This window comes from Cyanobacteria bacterium QS_8_64_29, assembly GCA_003022125.1.
Taxonomy (GTDB): Bacteria; Cyanobacteriota; Cyanobacteriia; order Cyanobacteriales; family Rubidibacteraceae; genus QS-8-64-29.
The window spans coordinates 44408-63385 of the sequence record PXQH01000007.1; the positions used below are offsets into that span (position 1 = coordinate 44408).

Consider the following 18978-nt stretch of genomic DNA (forward strand, 5'->3'; position numbering starts at 1 on the left):
CCGCTTGGTTGCAGCAGTTGGGTTAGGCGCCAGCTTTGGCGCTTTGTTTGGCCGCTTCCCGCAGCGCTTCGGCTTTATCGGTGCGCTCCCAGGGCAGTTCCAGATCAGTGCGCCCGAAGTGACCGTAGGCGGCGATATCTTGATAGAAGCGGCCGCCCTGCTGCCGCGGCAGGCCCGTCAAGTTGAAATCTTGCAGGATGCCGGCTGGGCGCAGCTCGAAGTACGCTTTGACGAGCTCGAGCAGGCGATCCTCTTCTACTTTGCCGGTCCCGAAGGTATCGACCAGAATGCTGACGGGCCGCGCTACGCCGATGGCATAGCTCAGCTGGACCTCGCATTTATCGGCCAAGCCAGCCGCCACGATGTTTTTGGCAACGTAGCGCGAGGCATAAGCGGCGCTGCGGTCCACTTTTGTCGGATCCTTGCCCGAGAAAGCACCGCCGCCGTGCCGAGCGTAACCGCCGTAGGTATCGACGATGATCTTGCGACCGGTCAGGCCGCAGTCGCCCTGCGGGCCGCCCACGACGAATTTGCCGGTGGGATTGACCAAGTAGTTGGTGTTGGCATCGGGCTTGACGTCAATGTCAGAAAAGACCGGTTTGACGATGGCTTCCCAAAGGTCCTGCTGGATTTTGCTGTGGACTTTGTCCTCGTCGCTGGTCCCATCGACGCTGGGATCGTGCTGGGTCGAGAGCAGGATTGTGTCGATGCCCACCGGCTTGCCGTTTTCGTAGGCAACCGTGACCTGGCTTTTGCCATCGGGGCGGAGGTAGGGCAGATCGCCGGTTTTGCGGACGGCGGCCAAGCGGCGCGTTGCCCGGTGGGCCAGGCTGATGGGCATGGGCATGAGCTCGGGGGTTTCGTTGCACGCAAAGCCGAACATCAAGCCCTGATCGCCAGCCCCAATGCTGTCGAGTTCGTCCTCGCTGAGCTTTTCGCGGCTCTCTTGGGCGCTCGAGACCCCCTGCGAGATGTCGGGGGACTGCTTGTCGAGCGCCACTAGCACGGAGCAGCTATCGGCCGAGAAGCCGTTGTCGGCATCGGTGTAGCCGATCTCGGTGAGCTTGTTGCGGACCAGATCGACGTAGTCCACCTGGGTTGCAGACGTAATTTCGCCGCTAACCATGACCAAGCCCGTATTGACCAGCAGCTCGGCGGCGACGCGGCTCTGGTCATCCCCATTCAGGTGGGCATCCAAAAAGGCATCCGAGATCTGGTCGCAGATCTTGTCGGGATGGCCTTCGGTGACGGACTCGGAACTAAATAAAAATTGGCGAGACAATGGTTGCTAATCCTCCTTGCAAGCGGTCAAAAGTTGAGTCGCAAGCGCTTGCTAACGGCAACTATAGCTTTTGTGTAGCTACCCATCGTAGCAGCTTGGGTAGTCCAAAGCACACCGCAAGGCGGCAACCTTGGGTGGTCGCTGCTGGGGTACGCTCGGATCGGCCTTAATGGCCCACTTCCATTTGTTCGGGGACTGCCTCGCTATCGGCTTCCTCGCTTGCCTCGGCTGCCTCTTGTAGCTTCTGGCGGTACTGGGCGGCCATTTCTTCGGCGCGATCGAACACGATCTGGCGATCGCGCAACATGTCGCCCGCCTCGGGCTCGAGCTGCTTGGTCGATAGCGAGATCCGGCCGCGCTCGGCATCCAGGTCGATGATCATGACCTTGAGCTCGTCGTTGACGCCAAAGACGCTGTGCGGCGTATCGATGTGGTCGTGCGAGATCTCGGAGATGTGGAGCAGGCCGCTGACGCCGCCAATGTCGATAAAGGCCCCGTAGGGTTTGATCCCGCGGACCGAGCCCAGTACCACCTCGCCGACCTTGAGGCCGCTCATCTTGCGCTCGACCAGCGCCCGCCGGTGGCTCAACACCAAGCGATTGCGGTCTTCATCCACCTCCAGAAACTTCAGCGGCAGCTCCCGCGATACCAAATCTTCCTTGGGTTGCCGGGTGCTGATGTGCGAGCCGGGAATGAAACCGCGCAGCCCCTCGATGCGCACCAGGGCCCCGCCGCGGTTGGTGGCGAACACGTTGGAGCGAACGGTGGCATCTTCGGCCTGGAGCTGCCGAACGCGCTCCCAAGCCCGCATGTACTCAATGCGGCGGATCGACAGCGTCAGCTGCCCGTCCTCGTTTTCATCGGTCAGGATGAAAAATTCCCGCGTCTCATCCGGCTGCAGGACCTCGCTGGGGCTGTCGATGCGGTTGATCGACATCTCCTGAATGGGCAAAAACGCAGCCGTTTTGGCCCCAATATCGATTAAAGCGCCCCGCGGCTCTAGACTAAAAACAGTGCCTGGCACCGTGTCGCCAGGCGTAAAGTGATAGTCGTAACGATCGAGCAGGGCGGCAAAATCCTCGTGCGAAAACCCGATCTGCGCGTTGGGGGCCGTGGTTTGCTGGCTGACCATGGGGGCTGCGTTTGCTGGCGTGTGTTGGACGTTGCGATCGCTTGGCCCGCGCAGGGAGCGATCGAGGCTCCGAGGCGGCACGAGCGTGAGCTGGGTAGCCCAGCTCACGCAAGCGGTACCCAATCTTAACTTACAATCCGCTGGGGCGAGCTAGGGTGCCAGCAGCGACGAGGGATGGTCCCAGGCGTCGCGACCGGAAGAACCGCGCGGCGCTTTCCCGCGTTGGGTGGCATCCGGATCGGCTTGCAAGTTGCTGAGCGTTGCGAAAAAGTCCTCGATATTTTGAAAGCCGCGGCAGACGGAGGCAAAGCGAATGTAGGCGACCTCGCTTTCGGGGCGCAGGTGCGACAGGACCAACTCGCCCAGCTCGCGCGAGGTCACCTCAGGACCCGACCGCTTTTGCAGCTGCGTTTCGATCGCCTCCAGCAGGGCTTCTAGGCGCTCGCGCGTCACCCCCGTTTTGGTACAAGCCCGCGCCATACCGCCCAGCAGCTTGTCGCGCTCGAACGGCTCGCGCCTGCCATCGCGCTTGATAACGGTGGTGGGGATGGCCTCAACGCGCTCGTAAGTCGTAAAGCGATGCTGGCAGGACAAGCACTCCCGGCGGCGGCGAATGCTTTGACCGCTCTCGGTGGAGCGGGACTCGAGAACGCGGCTGTCAGTATGCTGGCAAGCTGGACATTGCATGATGGCAGTGGCGCGGGGGAATCCCCATGGCGTGAGGCGGACTGATGCCTATTCCCAAGCTCCCGAGCACGCTATACGAAAGCCTGAGCCGCGCGCTCGCAACTGCTACCAGTCAAGCAAGGAGCGGCCCAGGAAATGGCGGACTGTACCGATGGCAGCCGCGCTATTCGTTGTCGCTGTTATTAACCCGTGGCGCCTCACGGAAGGCAACCGCAAAAAACAGCGTGGCAATTGCACCTGCTAGAACCAGGACGTAAATAACGACTTCCATGGTGCGGATCCCCTAGCTCCACCTATCAGTGTAGCAATTTGCTAAACCGTGGCGAATTAGCAATAGAGGTGGCCGCAGCCACCTCTATTGAACCACCGCGAACTCACTAAGCAGCGAATCGCTCACACGGTTTCGGTTTCTTCGCGGGGCGTGGTGACATCGCCCACTTTCTTGAAGGCGCCAAACTCAACTTGCTCTTCTAGATCGGGATCGACGCCAGCGAAGACATCGCGGAATAGGGTCCGCGAGCCGTGCCAAATGTGGCCGAAGAAAAACAGCAAGGCAAAAACGGCATGCCCGAAGGTGAACCAACCGCGCGGGCTGGTCCTAAACACGCCATCCGAGTCGAGCGTTTCGCGATCGAAGCGGAAGAGCTCGCCTAGTTGGGCCTTGCGGGCGTACTTTTTGACCGTTGCCGGATTGGTAAAGGTCTGCCCGCTCAGCTCGCCGCCATAGAACGAGACCGTCACGCCTTGCTGCTCGATGCTGTATTGGGACTCGGCACGGCGGAAGGGAATGTCGGCCCGAACCACGCCATTTTGGTCTTCTAGGACCACCGGAAAGCTCTCGAAGAAGTTGGGCATCCGGCGAACGGTCAGCTCGCGACCGGCTTTGTCCTGAAAGACCGAATGGCCCAGCCAAGCGCGGGCAATGCCATCCCCTTCGTTCATGGGACCGACGCGGAACAGGCCGCCCTTAGACGGGTTGTTGCCGATGTAGTCGTAGAACGCCAGCTTGTCCGGAACCTTGGCCCACGCCTCTTCGCGCGTGTCGCCGGCTGCCATGTTGGTTTGCACCCGGCGCTCGATCTCCTGCTGGAAGTAGTTTTGATCCCACTGGTAGCGGGTGGGACCGAACAGCTCGATGGGCGTGGTCGCGCTGCCGTACCACATCGTCCCGGCGACCACAAAGGCCGCAAAGAATACGGCCGCAATGCTGCTGGAGAGCACGGTTTCGATGTTGCCCATGCGCAGGGCTTTATAGAGTTTCTCTGGCGGCCTAACGACCAGGTGGAAGATCCCGGCAATAATGCCAACAATCCCGGCCGCAATGTGGTGGGCGACAACGCCACCTGGGTTGAAGGGATCGAAACCAGCCGGTCCCCACTCGGGCGCAACCCCCTCAACGTGGCCGGTCAACCCGTACGGGTCGGAGACCCACATGCCGGGGCCAAACAGGCCAGTCAGGTGGAAGGCGCCAAACCCAAAGCACAGCAGCCCGGCCAAAAACAGGTGAATGCCGAACATCTTGGGCAGGTCCAAGGCCGGCTCGCCCGTGCGATCGTCGAAAAACAGGTCCAGATCCCAATAAACCCAGTGCCAGCAGGCTGCCAGAAACAGCAGTCCCGACAGGACAATGTGGGCGATCGCGACGCCCTCAAACGACCAAAAACCGGGGTCGACGGCCGTCTCGCCTGTCATGCTCCAGCCGCCCCAGGATTCGGTCACGCCCAGGCGCGCCATAAAGGGCATGACGAACATGCCCTGCCGCCACATGGGATTTAGCACGGGATCGCTGGGATCGAAAACAGCCAGCTCGTAGAGGGCCATTGACCCCGCCCATCCGGCGACCAGCGCTGTGTGCATCAAATGGACGGCGATCAGGCGTCCCGGATCGTTGAGCACGACCGTATGCACGCGATACCAAGGTAGTCCCATCGACCACGCTCCTTTTAATCCGTTAGGTCAATCGCTGCAGTTCAATGCTTCTTTAAGCCTATATCAGTTTAAAACTGTTCTCCCCGCATCCTAGGCGTGTCAGCTTTAGCCGCTCGAGCCCGGACGACGACCGCTAGCAGCTTAGAGAAACGGGGCTATCGCTTAACGAAGTGTAACGCCAACCCCGATCGTTTTCAAGCGCGCGTTTGTGGGGATTGCTGCCGCCTGGGCCGTTGGCGCTACGCCCGGCGGCTGCGACGAGCGAGCTCGCTATAATTGGGCCGCAACGTGCGTGCCAGCTTTCCTATTCAACCCAGGCAACCGTGACCGCTTACGATCAAGCTGAATTTCAGGACGCGTTCGATGTCGTTGTCGTTGGTGCGGGCCATGCGGGCTGCGAAGCGGCTCTAGCCTCGGCACGGCTGGGCTGCCGAACGCTCATGCTCACCCTCAATTTGGACAAGATTGCTTGGCAGCCCTGCAATCCTGCTGTCGGCGCGCCTGCCAAGTCTCAGCTTGCCCACGAGGTCGATGCCCTGGGCGGCGAAATCGGCAAGATGGCCGATCGAACCTACCTGCAAAAGCGGCTGCTCAATGCCTCGCGCGGACCGGCTGTCTGGGCGCTGCGCGCGCAAACGGACAAGCGCGAGTACGCCCGGACCATGCGCCAGATTGTGGAGAACCAACCCAATCTGACCGTGCGCGAGGGCATGGTGACCGATTTGGTGCTGGGGCCCAACAGTGAGGTAGCTGGGGTCGAGACCTATTTTGGCGGTTGCTTTGCCACCAGTACGGTTGTGCTGACAACCGGAACGTTCCTAGGCGGCTGCATCTGGGTGGGCAACAAATCCATGCCGGCCGGCCGGGCAGGGGAATTTCCCGCCATGGGCCTCACCGAAACCCTCAATCGCCTAGGCTTCGAAACGGATCGCCTCAAAACCGGGACGCCGGCGCGGGTCGACAAGCGCTCGGTTGACTTTGACCGCATGACCCCCCAACCCCCCGACGAGCAGCTGCGCTGGTTCAGCTTCGACCCGGAGGCTTGGGTGCAGCGCGAGCAAACCCATTGCTACCTGACCTACACCACCCCCCAAACGCACCAGCTGATCCGGGACAACCTGCACCTGACTCCGGTTTATGGGGGCTGGGTTGACTCCAAAGGGCCGCGCTACTGCCCCAGCATCGAAGACAAAATCGTGCGCTTTGCTGACAAGCAAAGCCACCAGATCTTCATCGAGCCCGAGGGCCGGGAGGTCCCCGAGCTCTACATCCAGGGCATGTCGACGGGGCTGCCCGAGAAACTGCAGCTGCGGATGCTGCAAACCGTTCCGGGCCTCGAGCGCTGCCAGATGCTGCGTCCGGCCTATGCGGTCGAGTACGACTACTTGCCGGCCACCCAGTGCTATCCCAGCCTGATAAGCAAAAAGCTCGAGGGGCTGTTCTGCGCCGGGCAAATCAACGGCACCACCGGCTACGAGGAGGCCGCTGCCCAGGGCATTGTGGCCGGCATCAACGCCGCGCGCTTCGCCCGTAACCAGCCAACCGTCGTCTTCCCGCGCGAGCAAAGCTATATCGGGACGCTAATTGATGACCTCTGCACCCAGGAGCTGCGCGAGCCCTACCGCATGCTGACCAGCCGTTCCGAGTACCGGCTGGTGCTGCGTGCGGACAACGCCGACCGGCGCCTGACGCCGCTAGGGCGCGAGATTGGGCTGATCGGTGATCGCCGCTGGGCGGCCTTTCAACGCAAGCAAGCCAACATCCAGGCCGAGCGGCAGCGCCTGGAGCAAACGCGCCTCAAAGAGCGCGACGAAACCGCCCAAGCCCTCATGGCCGATACGGGCCAGCCCATCAAAGAGTCGGTGTCTTTGGCTAAGCTGCTGCAGCGGCCCGGGTTTCACTACGACAGCCTCGAGGCCTACGGCCTGGGCGACCCCAGCCTCGATCACCTGGAGAGACAAGGGGCCGAGATCGAGATCAAATACGCCGGCTACATCCAGCGCCAGCAGGATCAAATCGATCGCGTCACCCGCCAAGCCCACCGGCGGTTGCCCCAAGATCTCGACTACATGAGCCTAGATACCCTCTCGATGGAAGCGCGCGAGAAGCTCAACCAGCTCAAGCCGCTGACGCTCGGGCAGGCCTCGCGCATCGGGGGCGTTAACCCGGCCGACGTTAATGCGCTGCTGGTGTATCTGGAGTCGCGCGAGCGGCAATCCCAGGCTGCTCCCTCGACGGCGCCGGCCAGTACGCCGCCGGCTTGATGCCCGTTACGGATCCCGAGCTCGCTCGATAAAGTAGGGGCGACGCGATCGCGCTACAAGGAGGTCAACCATGCCCGCGCCACTCGTTGAGAATCCCGGCGTTCAGACCGTCGAGAAAAACGAGACCTCGCGCCAGCTGGCGCCGCGCTATCGGGTCCTACTGCACAACGACGATGTCAATAGCATGGAGCACGTCGTGCAGGCGCTGCTGCAAACCGTGCCCAGCCTGAGCGAGCCGCAAGCGATCGACATCATGATGGAGGCGCACAACAGCGGTCTCTCGTTGGTGATCGCTTGCGATCTGGAGCCCGCTGAGTTTTACTGCGAGACCCTACAAAGCCACGGGCTGACCAGCACCATCGAACCGGAAGAGTAGCGCGCATGCGCTACTGGCAGGCCTTGGCGCAGCGTCCGGCGCCGCTGCGCCTGGGTGTTTTTGTCGCGGTTTGGCTGCTGCCGTGGCTCCCGCTCGCCGCCCTGGCTGCCTGGCTGCTACCCACTCGGCCCAGCGCCGAAACGGTGGCGAGCGCTGGGGGAGCGTTTGTACTGTTCGTCGGGCTGTTGCGAGTGTGGGGCCGGCGCGTTCAGCGCGTGCGCCAGCCGCTGCGGTACTACGGCCTAACGACAACCCCAGCAGCGGGGCGGGATGCTTTGCAGGGGTTTGGGGTCGGTGCCGCCGCGATCGCGGGGCTGCTGGCGACTGAGGTAGGGCTGGGTTGGGCCTTACTGCAACCCCCTGCCCTAGCGCTGCCGCGCTTGCTGGGCGAGGGGTTGCTGAGCGCGCTGGGGGTGGGACTCGCAGAAGAGCTGGTCTTTCGCGGCTGGCTGCTGCAAGAGCTGCAGCGCGACTATGCCGCCGGTACGGCCCTATGGGCGAGCGCTGGCATTTACGCCTCGCTGCATTACGTGCAGCCGCTGCCGCAGCTGCTGCAATCGCTCCCGGCGCTGCCCGGGCTGATCGTTTTGGGCGCTGCGCTGGCGTGGGCCCGGCGCGCGCGCGGCGGCGAGCTGGGGCTGGCCATCGGCCTGCATGCAGGCTTGGTTTGGGGGCATTACGCCATTGATGTGGGCGAGTTGGTGCGCTATCCAGTCGAGCTCCCTACATGGGCAACCGCCTTTGACGGGCACCCGGCTGCCAGTGCCACCGGTTTCCTGCTGCTGGGCGGCATCGCGCTACGATTGCGCCGGGCTGCCCGCCGTAGGCAGCCGCGATAAGCCCCGCCGCGCGATCCGGCCGTGCCCATGGCTTCTGCGGATCCCCGAGAGCGCGTCCGGCAGCTGCAGGCCCAACTGCGCGAAGCGGATCACGCTTACTTCGTCCGCAACGCGCCCATCATGGCGGACGAGGTCTACGACCGCCTCTACCGGGAACTGCAAGCGCTCGAGCGCCAGCACCCTGAGCTGGTTGCCCCCGATAGCCCCACCCAGCGCGTAGGGGCCGAGCCGGCTGAGGGATTTCCCACCATCCAGCACGACATTCCGCTCTACAGCCTGGAAAACGCCTTCGATCTGGGCGAGCTAGCAGCGTGGGAGCAGCGCTGGCAGCGTCAAGCGCCCGACGTCGAGGCTTTTGAGTACGTTTGCGAGCTCAAAATCGACGGCTCGGCCCTAGCGCTGACGTACCAGGACGGCGTGCTAGTGCGCGGTGCCACCCGCGGCAACGGCCTTGAGGGGGAAGATGTCACCCCCAACGTCCGCACGATCCGCACCATTCCCCTGCGGCTGCAGCTGGCAGACCCTCCACCGCGGGTGGAGGTGCGCGGCGAGGCCTTTTTGCCCCGCGAGCGCTTCGAGCAGCTCAACCGCGAGTGCGAGGCCAACGGCGAAGCAGCGTTTGCCAATCCGCGCAACGCGGCGGCGGGAACGCTGCGCCAGCTCGATCCGCAAGTGGTGGCGCAGCGACAGCTGGATTTTTTTGCTTACGCCCTCTATCTGCCCGATGGCGACGCGCAACATGCCCCCGGCACGCAGTGGGCATCGCTAGAGCTGCTGCAGCAGATGGGCTTTAAGGTCAACCCCCACCGGCAGCGCTGTCCGGATCGGTCAGCCATTGAGCAGTACTACCGCCACTGGGAAACGCGGCGCCAGGCGCTGGACTACGTCACCGACGGTGTGGTGGTCAAGCTCAACGATTTTGCCCTGCAGCAGCGCTTGGGCTTTACGCAAAAGTTCCCGCGCTGGGCGATCTCGCTCAAATACCCGGCCGAGGAAGCCCCCACCCGCGTCCGCGACATCACAGTCAACGTCGGGCGCACTGGCGCCGTGACGCCGCTGGCGCAGCTCGAGCCGGTGCAGCTAGCCGGCACGACCGTGCAGCGCGCCTCGCTCCACAATGCGGATTATCTGGCCCAGTTGGACGTTCGCGTGGGCGATACGGCCGTGGTGCGCAAAGCCGGCGAGATCATCCCCGAGATCGTGCGCGTGTTGCCCGAGCTTCGGCCTGAGGGGGCTCCACCTTTTCAGATGCCTGCCTACTGCCCCGAGTGCGGTTCCGGGCTCGCTCGGCCAGAGGGCGAGGCCATCACCCGCTGCCTCAATGCCTCCTGTCCGGCCATCCTGCGCGGCAGCCTCAATCATTGGGCGTCGCGCGAGGCCATGGACATTACAGGCTTGGGCGAGAAGCTGGTGGAGCAATTCGTGGCGCGGGGGGTGGTCCGCTCAGTGGCCGATCTCTACACGCTCGCCAGCGAGCAGCTCACCCAGCTGGAGCGCATGGGGCCCAAATCGGCCGACAACCTGGTGCGCGCGATCGCAGCGTCCAAGCAGCGCCGCTGGCCGCGGGTGCTGTACGCGCTGGGCATCCGGTACGTCGGCCGGGTCAATGCCGAGCTGCTGGGCCAGCAGTTTCCTAGCGTTGAGGCGCTCGCTGCTGCCGAGCCCGAGTCGCTCGAGGCCATTGAGGGCATTGGGCCCGAGATTGCGCGCTCGGTCCATCAGTGGTTCCGCATCCCGGCCAACCAAGCCCTCCTTCGGGAGCTGCAAGTCCTGGGACTGCAACTGGCACTCTCGCCGGAAGAGCGGCGCGAACCGGTCCGGCAACCGCTGGCGGGCCAAACCTTCGTCCTGACCGGGACCCTGCCAACGCTCAAGCGCCAGGAGGTCCAAGCGCTAATCGAGGAGGCTGGCGGTCGGGTCACCAACTCGGTGACAAGCCAAACGGACTACCTGGTAGCTGGCGAGCGGGCGGGCAGCAAGCTGCAGCGCGCGCAAGCGTTGGGCGTTCCCGTTTTGAGCGAAGGCCAGCTGTACGAGATGCTGCCGGCCCAATGAGCTAGACTCGGAGCGTCACTCGGCTAGCTCGCCATGGCTCGCGCGCTCCTGCTGCTCAACCGGCACGCCCGTCAGGGGAACCGTTACCGCCACGAAGTGATCGAGCGCTTGCAGGCGCTGGGCTTGGAGCTGGCCCTGGAGCAGTTCGAGCGCCCCCAGCAGCTGGCCTCGACGATTCGGGCGTACCGCGACCGCGTCGATCGCGTCATTGTGGGCGGCGGCGACGGGACGCTCAACGCTGCGGTGGAAGGGATCCTGGAGGCGCAGCTCCCGCTGGGGATCTTGCCGCTGGGAACGGCCAACGACCTCGCCCGGACTTTGGGCATTCCGGCCACCTTGGCCGCCGCTTGCGATATTGCAGCGAACGGGCGGATCCAGTACATCGATTTGGGTCGCGTCAACGGCAAGCACTTTTTCAACGTTGCCAGCTTGGGTCTGAGCGTCCGCGTCGCCCAGCGGATGAGCAAGCAGGCCAAGCGCCGCTGGGGGGTATTGGCCTATTTGGCAACGGCCGCGCGAATCCTAGCGCGATCGCGGCCCTTTCGGGCCAAGATTTATGCAGGCGGCGAGTCGCTGTTCGTCCGCACCGCCCAAATTGCGGTGGGCAACGGCCGCCACTACGGCGGCGGCATGACCGTTGTCAGCGACGCCCAGATTGATGACGGCCGCTTGGATTGCTACAGCCTCGAGATCCGGCACTGGTGGCAGATGCTGCGCCTGTTGCCGGCGCTGCGCTACGGCACGCTGTTCGAGCGCCCCGAGGTCCGGGTGCTGCACGGCACCGAATTTAAGGTTTATACGCGCCGCCCGCGCTCCATCAACACCGACGGCGAAATTACCGCGCGTACCCCGGCCCAATTCCACCTCGTGCCGCAAGCCCTGCCCGTGCTGGTCCCGGCTGGCGCTAGCGAGGGCCGAAGCGCTGGCTGACCCACTACAGCTACAATCCCAGCCAACGCCTGCAGAGTCCCGCCATGAGCGATCCCATTGCGCTTTACTACTGGCCCACGCCCAACGGTTGGAAAGTCTCCATCTTGCTAGAAGAGCTGGGCTTGCCCTATACAGTGCACCCGGTCAACATCCTGGCCGGCGATCAGTTTGAGGCTGACTACCGCGCCATCAACCCCAACAGCAAAATGCCCAGCATTGTCGATCCGGATGGCCGGGGGGGCGAACCGTACCCGGTGTTTGAATCCGGTGCCATCCTGCTGTACCTAGCCGAGAAAACCGGCCGCTTTTTGCCCGCTGAGCCGCGTGAGCGCTACCGCGCCATCCAGTGGCTGATGTTCCAAATGGGCGGCGTGGGCCCCATGTTGGGCCAGGCCCATCACTTTCGCCAGTACGCGCCCGAGAGCATCCCTTACGCGATCGAGCGCTACACCCAGGAAGCCGCGCGCCTGTATGGGGTCCTCGAGGAGCAGCTCGCCCTGCAAGCTTACGTCGCCGGCGAGTATTCGATTGCCGATATGGCCATCTTTCCCTGGATCGTCCCCTACGATAAGCAAGGCCAGGACTTGGCCGATTATCCTCACCTCAAGCGCTGGTTTGAAGACATCCAGGCGCGACCGGCGGTTCAACGAGGGCTCGATTTGCTCGCCGATCGCCACATTGACCCCAGCGAGATGGACGAAACGGCCCGAGCCAATTTGTTCGGGACCTAGGAGCAGGGCACCGCCTAGCGATGAAACTCTACGAGTTTGAAGGCGCGCCCAGCCCGCGCAAGGTGCGCCTGTTTGCCGCCGAAAAAGGGCTGTCGCTGCCCACGGTCAGCGTGGATCTGCGCGCGGGCGAGCAGTTTTCGGAGTGGTACCGCCAGATCCAGCCGCGCTGCACGGTACCGGCGCTCGCGCTCGAGGACGGAACGGTCATTGGCGATTCGGAAGCCATTTGCCGCTACTTGGAAGCCCAGCAGCCGGATCTGCCCCTACTGGGCGAGACGGCACTAGAGCAAGCTCGCATCGCCGAGTGGTTGCGTCGCATCGAGCTGGCGGGGTACGGGCCAACTGCCGATGCGCTGCGCAACCAGTCCCCCGCCTTTGCAGATCGCGCCCTGCCCGGTCCCGACCCCATCGAGCAAATTCCGGCCTTGGCCGAGCGCGGCCGCTGGCGCGCGCAGCGCTTTTGGCCCGCGCTCGATGCCGCGCTGGCTGCCGGGGGGCCATGGTTGCTCGGCGATCGCTTGAGCGCGGCCGATTTGTTCGCGTTCGCAACGCTCGAGTTTGCCCAACGGGTCGAGCTCGGGCCCGATTGCGCGCTACCGGTGCTGGCGAGCTGGCAGCAGCGGCTGCGCCAGCGGAGCACCGTGCAGGCCTAATATGGCAACTCCATCCCCCACTGCCAGGACTGCCGATGCCGAGGACCTCACCGTCCCCGTCTTAATTGTTGGGGCCGGTGCGGCGGGCGCGCGCGCTGCCATTGCGCTGGCCGAGCGCGGCTTTGACCCGCTCGTGGTCAGCCAGCGCGCCCGCGATGACGCCCACACTGTGTGGGCAGCCGGCGGCATCAACGCCGCCCTGGGATCGCGCGACCCTGAAGATGGTTGGGCCCACCACGCCGCCGACACCCTGCGCGAGGGCCACTCGCTCAACCATCCCCGCGCCGTCGAGCGAATGGCGCAGGAGATGCCCGAGCGCATCCGCGAGCTGGCCGCCTGGGGTATGCCCTTTGCCCGCACCGAAAGCGGCCGGATCGAGCAGCGCTACTTTGGCGCTCAGTCCTACCGGCGGACCTGTTTTGTCGGCGATCGCACCGGGCGGGCGCTGCTAGCGACCTTGGTCGCGCGGGCCCAGCAGCTGGGCGTGACCTACCGCGACAGCCTGACCGTCGCGCGCTTGCTCTCGGACGGCGAGCGCGTCTGCGGCGCCATCGGCTGCGATGGGGGCACCAGGCGCTTTGTGCTGATTCGCACCGGCACCATCGTGCTGGCGACCGGCGGCTACTCGGCACTCTACAGCCGCCACACCTCGCGCGATGATGAAAACAACGGTGATGGCGTCGCCCTGGCGCTGCAAGCCGACGCCTCGCTCGCCGATATGGAATTCGTCCAGTTCCATCCCACCGGTATGCTGGGCGAGCGGTACGGCTCAACCTGGGACGGGCATTTGGTCACCGAAGCTGTGCGCGGCGAAGGCGGCCGCCTCTACAACGCCTGCAGCGATCGCTTCATGGCGGCGCATGCCCCGCAACAGATGGAGCTAGCGGCCCGGGACGTGGTAGCGCGCGCCATTGCCCGCGAAATTGGGGGTGGGCGCGGAACGGCCCAAGGGGGCGTGCATTTGGATGTCTCGCACTGCGATGCCGCCACGCTGCAAGCGCGCTTGCCGGCAACCTACGAGCGCTTCCAATCCCTAGGCACCGACATTGCCACCGACCCCATGGAAGTCGCGCCCACCGTCCACTATTCCATGGGCGGGATCTGCGCCGATCCCGATACGGGCGCTACCGAGGTGAGCGGCCTGTACGCTATTGGCGAAGCGGCCGCCGGCTTGCATGGCGCCAACCGGCTGGGGGGCAACTCGCTCGCCGAAACGGTGGCTGCGGGCCAGCGGGTCGGGGCGCATTTGGCCCAGGTGCTGGTGCAGGACGCCAGCGAAGCCACTCCGCCGGCCGATCTGCCATCGCGCTTCCAGCAGGAGCGACAAGCGCTCGAAGCCCTAACTGCGGCCGGGCCGCAAGCAACGGCATTGCTAACCGAGTTGCGGGCGCTGATGGAGCGGCATGCGGGCATCTTGCGCGATGGGGCAACGCTGCAGGGCTGGGACGCCTCACCGAATTGCGCCAGCGCTGGCACCGTTCGGTGGCGGTGGGCGGTGGCGGTGCGCCGGCGCTCGAGCCTGCGCTCAACTTGCAGTTTGGCCTCACCTTAGCCGAAGCCATCCTGCAAGCCGCGATCGCGCGCACTGAGTCCCGCGGCGCCCACTACCGCACTGACTGCCCGCACCTCGACCCAGCTCAGCAGGCCAACCTGACAGTACGCCTGGCGGGCGAGCGTCTGGCGCTGGCGTGGAAGCCGGTGCCAGCTCCCAGCCCCGAAGTGCAGGCCGCTTTGGCGCGCGGCACGCAGCTGGACTATCACCTACTGGAGTGAGGCCGGGCTCAAACGCGCTCGCGGTCGGCGAGGATCTCGCAGCCGTCGCCGGTGACCAGGACCGTGTGCTCGTACTGGGCCGAGAGGGCATTATCCACGGTGACGACCGTCCAGCGATCAGCGAGGGTGCGCGTCACTTGGGACCCGGCGTTGAGGATGGGCTCGATTGCCAGCGTCATGCCCGGCTCCAGCTTGACGTTGGGGAGCTGCTGCGTGCGGACGTTGAACACGGCCGGCGCTTCGTGCAGCCGCTCGCCCACGCCGTGACCGGTAAAGCAATCGACAATGCTGTAGGGCGTGGCGGCGACGCAATCCTCGATTGCGGCGGCAATGTCGGACAAGCGGTTGCCCGCTCGAACTTGCCCGATGCCCGCATAGAGCGCGGACTCGGCAGCTTGCATGAGCTGGCGGGCTTGGGGGGCTACCGCCCCAACGGCAACCGTCAGGCACGAGTCGCCGTGGAAGCCGTTTTTGTAGGCGCCCACATCCACTTTGAGCAAGTCACCCCCGCGCAGCACGGCATTGGCACTGGGAATGCCGTGCACCACCTCGTGGTTGCGGCAGATGCAGGCCGAGCCGGGGAACCCGTAGTAGCCCTTAAAGCTAGGCGTTGCCCCCAACTCGCGAATGCGCGCTTCGGCGTAGGCATCCAGATCCGCGGTCGTGGCGCCCGGGACTGCCCGCTCGCCAATCTCTTTGAGCACAGTCGCCACAATGCGGTTGGGCTCGCGCATGGCGGCAACGTCCGGCGTCGATTTGATCGTCATGCCGCGGCGCCGCTTGAGGCGGCGGGGGAACCTGCGCGAGCGCGGTGCCAGCCACTGGGTCAGAGCGTTCATGGGCGGGCCATTGGCGGCATGACGGCTACAGGTACTTTTGCAGCAAGACGTGCAGCTTGTCGCGGGTCGCTGACGGGACGTGATCGAGCGGGGTCAAAATGCCCGACTTGAGGGCTTGGTGGGCTTGCGAGCTGGGCGCGTGCTGCTGCAGGCGGCGCACGGTTTGCTGGATGGCGCGCTGCGCGTTGGCGGCATTGCGCTTGAGATTGTCGATCACCATCTCAACGCTGACGCTGCCGTGGTCCGGATGCCAGCAATCGTAATCGGTCACTAGCGCAAGCGTGGCGTAGGCCATCTCGGCCTCGCGGGCGAGCTTGGCCTCGGGCAAGTTGGTCATGCCCACCACGGTGCCGCCCCAGCTGCGATAGAGGTGCGACTCGGCCTGGGTGGAGAAGGCGGGCCCTTCAATGCAGACGTAGGTTCCGCCGCGATGGAGCCCTACTTGCGGCAGCTCTAGCTCGGCAATAGCATCGGCCAGCACCTGGGCCAGCTGCGGGCAAACCGGATCGGCAAAGCTGATGTGGGCGACTAGCCCCTCGCCAAAAAAGGTCGAGCGGCGCTCGCGGGTGCGATCGATAAACTGATCGGGCACCACCATATCCAGCGGGCTGGCATCAGCTTGCAGCGAGCCCACGGTCGAGGCGGCAATGACGTAGGACACGCCCAACTGCTTGAGGGCGTGGATGTTGGCCCGAAAAGGGATTTCGCTCGGCGATAGGTGGTGGTTGCGGCCGTGGCGGGCCAGAAACGCAACGGGCATCCCCTCCAAGGTGCCGGTAACAAACGCATCCGAGGGCGGGCCAAACGGGGTGTCCAAGCTGACCTCGCGCACGTCCTGCAGGGCCTCCATCTGGTAGAGCCCGCTCCCGCCGATGATGCCGATGGTGGCCTGCGCCATGGGAATACTTGGGGAACTGCCCGCGCCCGGCCATTTTAGCCACCCTGATCGCGCGGCTTCTAAGCTGCCTTTCAGGCAATGCAATGGCCCGTTTAGGAGGCTGCGCGGACGTAGGCGGCAACACCCCCGCGATCACCGCGCTCGATGTGCACTTGCGCATCCAGATAGGTGGTTTGCAACCAGCCCCGCGCCCGCTGGCCCAGCGGGATCCGGACGGCCGGGAGGGGCCCCAATTTGAGCGCTAGCTGCGCGAAGGTAAACCGGATGCGCTGCCGCTCGGTAAGCTCAAACGGACCGCTCGCGCGCAGATAACCCCACCCCCAATCCAGCTCGGTCTCAAGCCAATGTTGGGCTGTCTTAAAGCGCTGCCGGATGCAACCAGCTAGCCGCTGCGTGGGGAGCCCAAGCTGTTGCGCTCGGGCAGTGCCGCTGGTCCAAAACGAGCGCCACTCGCCCTCTAAATTCGAGGCTTGTGCCGAGGGTTGGCGCTCTAGTGCGGCGATGGCAGCCTGAAGTTCCGAGGGTGCAATGCGGTTGCCCTGGGCCGCTTGCAGTAGCACCTGACGGCTGTCAGTGGCATCCATAGCTTTGCCTTAATAGCGGTGCTGCAGCAAACTAAGCGCTCGCTTGGGCTGGGGTACCTCGCTCGGCAGCTGGCGCCTGCGCCGGTTCCAAGGTGGCGAGCTCATGGGGCGCAACGGCTCCCCATTCAGTGATGATGCCCGTAATGAGCTCGGCCGGCGTGATGTCAAATGCTGGGTTGTAGCAATCCACCGCCGGCGGGCAGGTGGGCATATCGCCAATTTGCTTGAGCTCTGCGGTGGGGCGTTGCTCGATGGGAATCTGGCTGCCTTCAGCGAGGGTCCAGTCAACGCTCGAGAGCGGTGCGGCCACCCAAAACGGAACGCCATGGGCGCGAGCGAGCACGGCCAAGGCATAAGTGCCAATTTTGTTGGCCGTGTCCCCGTTGCGGGCAATGCGATCGGCACCGACGACAACCGCGTCAATCTGGCCTTGCTGCATGCAATGGGCGGCTGCGCCATCGGCAATGACCGTCGCTGGCAGGCCATCGCGCACGCATTCCCAGGCTGTCAAACGGGCGCCCTGCAAGCGCGGGCGGGTTTCGGTGGCATAAACCCGGGCGAGGCGATCGCTTTGCCAGAGCGAGCGGACGACGCCGAGCGCTGTCCCATGGCTGGCTGTGGCGAGCGAGCCGGTATTGCAATGGGTCAGCACCGAGAGCTGCTGCGGTCGCTCGGGCAGCGCTTGACAGCCGCTGCGGCCGATGGCTTGGCAGGTGCGTAGGTCTTGGGCTTGAATGGCGTGGGCTGCCTCCAAAACCGCAGCTCGCATGCGCTCGGGCGAGCCTGTCGCTTGGCGGGCGGCGCCTAGCGATCGCTGCAGGGCCCAATTGAGATTGACCGCCGTCGGGCGCGTTTGGCGCAGTTGCTCGGCGACTGCTTCCAGTTGCTCCAGGAAGGTGGTGTGATCGTCGCTAGCCCGCGGACGCGCGCCCAAATACAGGCCGTAAGCGACTGCGACGCCAAGGGCGGGCGCGCCGCGCACGCGCATGGTGCGAATGGCTTCAGCCACCTCATCAGCACGGTGGAGGTGGCGGACGACGTAGTCCTGCGGCAGGCAGGTTTGGTCGATGAGCGCGATGCACTCTCCCTGCCAACTGACCGGGTAAATTGTGGTGCTCTGTCGGCGCATGGCGATTGCTCAATGAGCCTCGGATTGTTGGCTTGCCGTCCGTCAGCTGGATGCGTTCAACTAGGGTGAGCGATCGCCTACCCAGCAGCGGCGCTTGTATTGAGGCTAACCTGTCCGGCCATGTCCCGAGCTGCCCTCATCGCTGCAATTGCGGTTCCCATCATGCTGCTGCTCGGCTTGGGAGGGGCCCTATGGACATTACAGATCGCGCCCAGCCAGGTACTGAGCGAGTTAGGTGCCGAGCGCGTGCCTGCCCTACTAGCGGCGCTGGAGAGCTTGGGGCCTCAAAGCGCATTGGCCTATACGGGCCTAGTCGCGCTCTCGGTTGTGATTAGCCCCATCCCCTGCGCGCTCATTGTGCCGGCAGCAGGGGCGCTTTGGGACCCGGCCTGGGCGGGGAGCTTGAGCGTGGCCGGTGCTTTTGCGGGCAGCCTGATTGCGTACGCGCTGGGGCGCCTCTGGGGCCGGCCCCTGTTGCGCGCGATTGCCGGCAAAACGGTGACGGCGGCGCCGCAAGGGGATCGCCCCCTGGGCGGTTTGGTCTTGGCGCTGCGCCTGCTGCCCATGGTGGCTTTTGGCTCGGTGAGCTATGCCTCGGGTCTTGCGGGCTTGGCCCTACCCACCTACGCCACAGCCACTCTGGTCGGGAGCGTTCCCTCCATCTTGGGTTTGAGCTATGCCGGCGCTAGCGTTGCGAGCGGGCAGCCGCTGGGCGTGGCTCTGGCGATCGCGTCGCTGGCGATCCTGGTGGGAGTTGCCACCTATAGTAGTCGTAGACTAAGAGCGCCTAACAAAACTGGTATAGATAGGGGTAGAGAGCTCCGATCTGTGCCATGGCTAAGCCGCTCGTGCCTGACGAGCTTTGGGCCGAAATCGA

The 18978-nt window shown here is 64.5% G+C and carries 17 protein-coding genes and 1 pseudogene; 9 read left to right on the top strand and 9 right to left on the bottom strand.

From position 1 onward, the window contains the following. Positions 1-22: 22 nt before the first annotated feature. From BRC58_02055 to psbB, 5 genes are all read right to left on the bottom strand, one after another. Complete coding sequence (locus tag BRC58_02055; GenBank protein PSP19062.1) at positions 23-1282, bottom strand: methionine adenosyltransferase; 1260 nt, start codon at positions 1280-1282, stop codon at positions 23-25. A gap of 166 nt (positions 1283-1448) precedes the next feature. Next, on the bottom strand, positions 1449-2414 hold the full coding sequence (locus BRC58_02060) for a 30S ribosomal protein S1 (protein ID PSP19084.1): 966 nt from the start codon (positions 2412-2414) through the stop codon (positions 1449-1451). Positions 2415-2564: 150 nt separating this feature from the next. Further along, positions 2565-3101: a transcriptional regulator NrdR gene (locus BRC58_02065; GenBank protein PSP19063.1), complete on the bottom strand. Its 537-nt coding sequence runs from the start codon at positions 3099-3101 to the stop codon at positions 2565-2567. A 163-nt stretch (positions 3102-3264) separates the two neighbouring features. After that, positions 3265-3372, bottom strand: a complete 108-nt coding sequence (gene psbT / locus BRC58_02070) for a photosystem II reaction center protein T (protein PSP19064.1) — start codon at positions 3370-3372, stop codon at positions 3265-3267. A 122-nt stretch (positions 3373-3494) separates the two neighbouring features. Beyond that, positions 3495-5030, bottom strand: a complete 1536-nt coding sequence (psbB, locus tag BRC58_02075) for a photosystem II chlorophyll-binding protein CP47 (GenBank protein ID PSP19065.1) — start codon at positions 5028-5030, stop codon at positions 3495-3497. Positions 5031-5353: 323 nt separating this feature from the next. On the opposite strand from psbB, the gene BRC58_02080 reads away from it, so the two are divergent. The 8 genes and pseudogenes from BRC58_02080 (at position 5354) to BRC58_02115 (ending at position 14651) form a co-directional block, all read left to right on the top strand. After that, positions 5354-7294: a tRNA uridine-5-carboxymethylaminomethyl(34) synthesis enzyme MnmG gene (locus BRC58_02080; GenBank protein ID PSP19066.1), complete on the top strand. Its 1941-nt coding sequence runs from the start codon at positions 5354-5356 to the stop codon at positions 7292-7294. A gap of 70 nt (positions 7295-7364) precedes the next feature. Beyond that, positions 7365-7670 carry an ATP-dependent Clp protease adapter ClpS gene (locus tag BRC58_02085; GenBank protein ID PSP19067.1) on the top strand — a complete coding sequence of 102 codons (306 nt, stop codon included), beginning with the start codon at positions 7365-7367 and terminating at the stop codon, positions 7668-7670. Between the two features lie 5 nt (positions 7671-7675). Continuing rightward, positions 7676-8509 (top strand): CPBP family intramembrane metalloprotease, encoded by an 834-nt coding sequence (locus tag BRC58_02090; protein ID PSP19068.1) that lies wholly within the window; start codon positions 7676-7678, stop codon positions 8507-8509. 27 nt (positions 8510-8536) lie between these two features. After that, complete coding sequence (ligA, locus tag BRC58_02095) at positions 8537-10564, top strand: DNA ligase (GenBank protein PSP19069.1); 2028 nt, start codon at positions 8537-8539, stop codon at positions 10562-10564. 33 nt (positions 10565-10597) lie between these two features. After that, a complete protein-coding gene (locus BRC58_02100; protein PSP19070.1) occupies positions 10598-11494 on the top strand; it encodes a lipid kinase in 897 nt (298 codons plus the stop codon). Between the two features lie 44 nt (positions 11495-11538). Then, positions 11539-12225 (top strand): glutathione S-transferase, encoded by a 687-nt coding sequence (locus BRC58_02105; protein ID PSP19071.1) that lies wholly within the window; start codon positions 11539-11541, stop codon positions 12223-12225. Positions 12226-12245: 20 nt separating this feature from the next. Continuing rightward, the gene (locus BRC58_02110; protein PSP19072.1) at positions 12246-12878 is read left to right on the top strand and encodes a glutathione S-transferase; all 633 of its coding nucleotides are present in this window, start codon (positions 12246-12248) and stop codon (positions 12876-12878) included. A 1-nt stretch (position 12879) separates the two neighbouring features. Beyond that, positions 12880-14651, top strand: a pseudogene (locus BRC58_02115) (succinate dehydrogenase). Between the two features lie 8 nt (positions 14652-14659). On the opposite strand, the gene map reads toward BRC58_02115, so the two are convergent. From map to mtnA, 4 genes are all read right to left on the bottom strand, one after another. Then, entirely contained in the window at positions 14660-15490 is an 831-nt protein-coding gene (gene map, locus BRC58_02120; GenBank protein ID PSP19073.1) for a type I methionyl aminopeptidase, read from the bottom strand. A 25-nt stretch (positions 15491-15515) separates the two neighbouring features. Next, positions 15516-16388: an S-methyl-5'-thioadenosine phosphorylase gene (locus tag BRC58_02125; GenBank protein PSP19074.1), complete on the bottom strand. Its 873-nt coding sequence runs from the start codon at positions 16386-16388 to the stop codon at positions 15516-15518. Between the two features lie 92 nt (positions 16389-16480). Then, positions 16481-16972 carry a hypothetical protein gene (locus BRC58_02130; GenBank protein PSP19075.1) on the bottom strand — a complete coding sequence of 164 codons (492 nt, stop codon included), beginning with the start codon at positions 16970-16972 and terminating at the stop codon, positions 16481-16483. 31 nt (positions 16973-17003) lie between these two features. Further along, positions 17004-18101 (bottom strand): S-methyl-5-thioribose-1-phosphate isomerase, encoded by a 1098-nt coding sequence (mtnA, locus tag BRC58_02135; protein PSP19076.1) that lies wholly within the window; start codon positions 18099-18101, stop codon positions 17004-17006. Positions 18102-18221: 120 nt separating this feature from the next. On the opposite strand from mtnA, the gene BRC58_02140 reads away from it, so the two are divergent. After that, positions 18222-18978: hypothetical protein (locus tag BRC58_02140; protein ID PSP19077.1), on the top strand; the 757-nt coding region annotated here is incomplete at its 3' end.

Bases quoted from the DNA above. Each gene is read 5' to 3' on its own strand.
- BRC58_02060 (PSP19084.1), bottom strand. From the start codon at position 2,414: ATGGTCAGCCAGCAAACCACGGCCCCCAACGCGCAGATCGGGTTTTCG.
- BRC58_02065 (PSP19063.1), bottom strand. From the start codon at position 3,101: ATGCAATGTCCAGCTTGCCAGCATACTGACAGCCGCGTTCTCGAGTCC.
- psbT (PSP19064.1), bottom strand. From the start codon at position 3,372: ATGGAAGTCGTTATTTACGTCCTGGTTCTAGCAGGTGCAATTGCCACG.
- psbB (PSP19065.1), bottom strand. From the start codon at position 5,030: ATGGGACTACCTTGGTATCGCGTGCATACGGTCGTGCTCAACGATCCG.
- BRC58_02085 (PSP19067.1), top strand. From the start codon at position 7,365: ATGCCCGCGCCACTCGTTGAGAATCCCGGCGTTCAGACCGTCGAGAAA.
- BRC58_02090 (PSP19068.1), top strand. From the start codon at position 7,676: ATGCGCTACTGGCAGGCCTTGGCGCAGCGTCCGGCGCCGCTGCGCCTG.
- ligA (PSP19069.1), top strand. From the start codon at position 8,537: ATGGCTTCTGCGGATCCCCGAGAGCGCGTCCGGCAGCTGCAGGCCCAA.
- BRC58_02100 (PSP19070.1), top strand. From the start codon at position 10,598: ATGGCTCGCGCGCTCCTGCTGCTCAACCGGCACGCCCGTCAGGGGAAC.
- BRC58_02105 (PSP19071.1), top strand. From the start codon at position 11,539: ATGAGCGATCCCATTGCGCTTTACTACTGGCCCACGCCCAACGGTTGG.
- BRC58_02110 (PSP19072.1), top strand. From the start codon at position 12,246: ATGAAACTCTACGAGTTTGAAGGCGCGCCCAGCCCGCGCAAGGTGCGC.
- map (PSP19073.1), bottom strand. From the start codon at position 15,490: ATGAACGCTCTGACCCAGTGGCTGGCACCGCGCTCGCGCAGGTTCCCC.
- BRC58_02125 (PSP19074.1), bottom strand. From the start codon at position 16,388: ATGGCGCAGGCCACCATCGGCATCATCGGCGGGAGCGGGCTCTACCAG.
- BRC58_02130 (PSP19075.1), bottom strand. From the start codon at position 16,972: ATGGATGCCACTGACAGCCGTCAGGTGCTACTGCAAGCGGCCCAGGGC.
- mtnA (PSP19076.1), bottom strand. From the start codon at position 18,101: ATGCGCCGACAGAGCACCACAATTTACCCGGTCAGTTGGCAGGGAGAG.